This is a genomic window from Rhizobium sp. P1_E6, from assembly GCF_056405875.1.
The window spans coordinates 1-2,774 of record NZ_JBFUBG010000210.1 but is presented as its reverse complement, the minus strand read 5'-3'; the positions used below and the strand labels follow the sequence as shown (position 1 = coordinate 2,774).

Annotated in this window: 5 protein-coding genes; 4 read left to right on the top strand and 1 reads right to left on the bottom strand. The window is 61.2% G+C overall.

The genetic code is table 11. From position 1 onward, the window contains the following. The 4 genes from AC1D35_RS35365 to AC1D35_RS35350 form a co-directional block, all read left to right on the top strand. Nucleotides 1-596: cbb3-type cytochrome c oxidase subunit I (locus AC1D35_RS35365; RefSeq protein ID WP_477942590.1), on the top strand; the 596-nt coding region annotated here is incomplete at its 5' end. Further along, nucleotides 593-1,306, top strand: coding sequence for a cytochrome c oxidase subunit 3 (locus AC1D35_RS35360; protein WP_477942588.1), 714 nt, complete (start codon nt 593-595; stop codon nt 1,304-1,306). The genes AC1D35_RS35365 and AC1D35_RS35360, both read left to right, overlap by 4 nt. A gap of 11 nt (nt 1,307-1,317) precedes the next feature. After that, nucleotides 1,318-2,037, top strand: a complete 720-nt coding sequence (locus AC1D35_RS35355) for a heme-copper oxidase subunit III family protein (protein WP_477855024.1) — start codon at nt 1,318-1,320, stop codon at nt 2,035-2,037. A 7-nt stretch (nt 2,038-2,044) separates the two neighbouring features. Next, nucleotides 2,045-2,410, top strand: coding sequence for a cytochrome C oxidase subunit IV family protein (locus AC1D35_RS35350; protein ID WP_477855023.1), 366 nt, complete (start codon nt 2,045-2,047; stop codon nt 2,408-2,410). Between the two features lie 170 nt (nt 2,411-2,580). Here AC1D35_RS35350 and AC1D35_RS35345 read toward each other — a convergent pair. Further along, nucleotides 2,581-2,774 (bottom strand): hypothetical protein (locus tag AC1D35_RS35345; protein ID WP_477942592.1); only part of this gene is annotated, 194 nt, incomplete at its 5' end.

Below are 2,774 nucleotides of genomic sequence, written 5' to 3'. Positions count from 1 at the left end.
GCCTTTTCCTCGGCAATGTCGTCGTCGACGTGCCGCTGTCGGATACGATGTTCGTCGTCGCCCATTTCCACATGGTCATGGGGGTCGCGCCGATCCTCGTCATCTTCGGGGCGATCTATCACTGGTATCCGAAGGTGACGGGCCGCATGCTGGACGAAACGCTCGGCCAGATCCACTTCTGGATCACCTTCCTCGGCACCTATGCGATCTTCTTTCCGATGCATTATCTCGGCCTGCTCGGCGTGCCGCGCCGCTACTTCGAGATGGGAGAGACGGCCTTCGTTCCGCCTTCGGCCCATACGCTGAATATCTTCATCACCGGCATGGCGCTGATCGTCGGGGCCGGGCAGATGGTCTTCCTGTTCAATCTGGTCTGGAGCCTTTTGCGCGGCAGGGAGGCAGGCGGCAATCCATGGCGGGCAACGACGCTGGAATGGCAGACGCCGCAGACGCCGCCTGCGCACGGCAACTGGGGCAAGGATCTGCCTGTCGTCTACCGCTGGGCTTATGATTACAGCGTGCCTGGCGCGGCGGAAGATTTCATCCCGCAGAATGTGCCGGCAAGCGATGGCGTCACCCGCGAGGTGCCGGCATGAACGTCATGCTGATCTTTCTTGCCGCCATCGCCGCCATCATCATCTGGTGGCTTTCCGGGCAGCGCCTGACCTCCAAGCCCTGGCTCGAAACCGGGTCGGTGCAGCTGCCGGCCCATGACGGCGCCGATCGGCAACCTGTGCCAGCGGTCAAAATCGGCCTCTTCGTGTTTCTCGGGGTCGTCGGCGCGCTCTTCAGYCTTGCCGTCAGTGCCTATTTTATGCGTGCGGCGTCGGCGGACTGGTGGGGGATGCCGGTTCCGCGCCTCCTCTGGGTAAATACCGCCGCACTCGCCCTGAGCAGCGCTGCACTGCAATGGGCCAAACGAGAAGCACAGCACGGTCGCATGGACGCGCTGCGGCCGGCACTTGTTGGCGCACTTGCGCTTGCGGTCGCCTTTCTCGTCGGGCAGATCCAGGCATGGCGCGAGCTGACGGCAGCCGGCTACGTGCTGGMCGACAATCCCGCCAACAGCTTCTTCTACATGCTGACCGGCTTGCACGGGTTGCATATCCTCGGCGGACTTGCCGTGCTCGCCCACACGACGTTCAGGGCGTTTTCAGCCGACATTGCGCCGGAAAGGCTGYGCCTCAGTGTCGATCTTTCCGCCATCTATTCACATTTCATGCTCGCCGTCTGGCTCCTGCTCTTCGCGCTTTTTGCCGGCTGGGCGAATGATTTCGTCGATCTCTGCCGCACATTACTGAACTAGGAGATTTGCAGATGGCACATCCTGTCCAGACACACGGCGAACCCGGCCTCAGGCCGGTGGGCCTTCGGGGTGTCGCGGCCGATTTCAGCTCGGATCAGCGCGCCTTCAAGACCGCCTCCTGGGGCAAGGCGATGATGTGGATCTTTCTCTTGAGCGACACCTTCGTCTTCGGCTGTTTCCTGATCGCCTATATGACCGCGCGCATGTCGACGCCGGTCCCCTGGCCCAATCCGAGCGAGGTCTTCGCGCTGCATATCGGCGGCCAGGACGTTCCGCTGATCCTGATCGCGATCATGACCTTCGTGCTGATCTCGAGCAGCGGCACCATGGCGATGGCGGTCAATTTCGGCTATCGCCGCGACCGCCACAAGACAGCTGTGCTGATGCTGCTGACGGCGCTTCTGGGCGCATGTTTCGTCGGCATGCAGGCCTTCGAATGGACGAAGCTGATCACTGAAGGCGTGCGCCCCTGGGAAAACCCGTGGGGGGCAGCGCAGTTCGGATCGACCTTCTTCATGATCACAGGCTTTCACGGCACCCATGTCACAATCGGCGTCATCTTCCTCCTCATCATCGCCCGCAAGGTCTGGCGGGGCGATTTCGATGTGGAACGGCGCGGCTTTTTTACCAGCCGGAAAGGCCGCTACGAGGCCGTCGAGATCATGGGGCTCTACTGGCACTTCGTCGACCTGGTCTGGGTCTTCATCTTCGCATTTTTCTATCTGTGGTGAGGTCGTCATGAGCGAGACAACGGCGCATGCACAAACCCAAACGGCGCATGCTCAGGCACATACCGGACAGCAGCATCCGATCAGACTCTATCTCCTCGTCTGGGGCCTGCTCTTCGTGCTCAGCGCGGCGTCCTACATGGTCGATTATCTCGGTATCCAGGGCTACTTGAGGTGGACTCTCATCCTGCTGTTCATGATGCTGAAGGCCGGGCTGATCGTCGCCGTCTTCATGCACATGGCCTGGGAGCGGCTGGCGCTGGTCTACGCCATCCTGCTACCGCCGGTGCTGGTGCTGGTTTTCGTGGCGTTGATGGTATCGGAAGCGGACTATACGATCTTGACCCGGCTCGCCTTTTTTGGAGCCGGGCCGTAGAAGGGCGGGCGGCTCCATGAGCCACGGAAAAGTTGCGGCGAGAGCAATCCTTGCCGGATCGTTTCGCAGAATTCGGTGGAAAGCACCGCCCCCACTTCCCTTCCGCCTGCCGGCACTTCTCTCCGCTGAGGGAGAAGGTGGAGCTCCATTGGCATCAGTGCCAGCCTATGTCAGAGAATAGATCCATCAGGAACAGATTCTCGGTAACCGGTGACGATAGGCTTTGCACATGCGGAATTGATCGCGGTTCTCGTCGCGGTGACGGGCGACGAACCGCGCGTCATGACGATCCAGAGGGGCGATGCGCTGCCGTCCTGACTCTWATACACATCTCCGAGCCCACGAGACAAGCGCGGATCGCGWA

What these genes read in the sequence shown, in the direction of transcription:
- AC1D35_RS35355 (WP_477855024.1), top strand. Translation starts at nt 1,318, where the DNA reads ATGGCACATCCTGTCCAGACACACGGCGAACCCGGCCTCAGGCCGGTG.
- AC1D35_RS35350 (WP_477855023.1), top strand. Translation starts at nt 2,045, where the DNA reads ATGAGCGAGACAACGGCGCATGCACAAACCCAAACGGCGCATGCTCAG.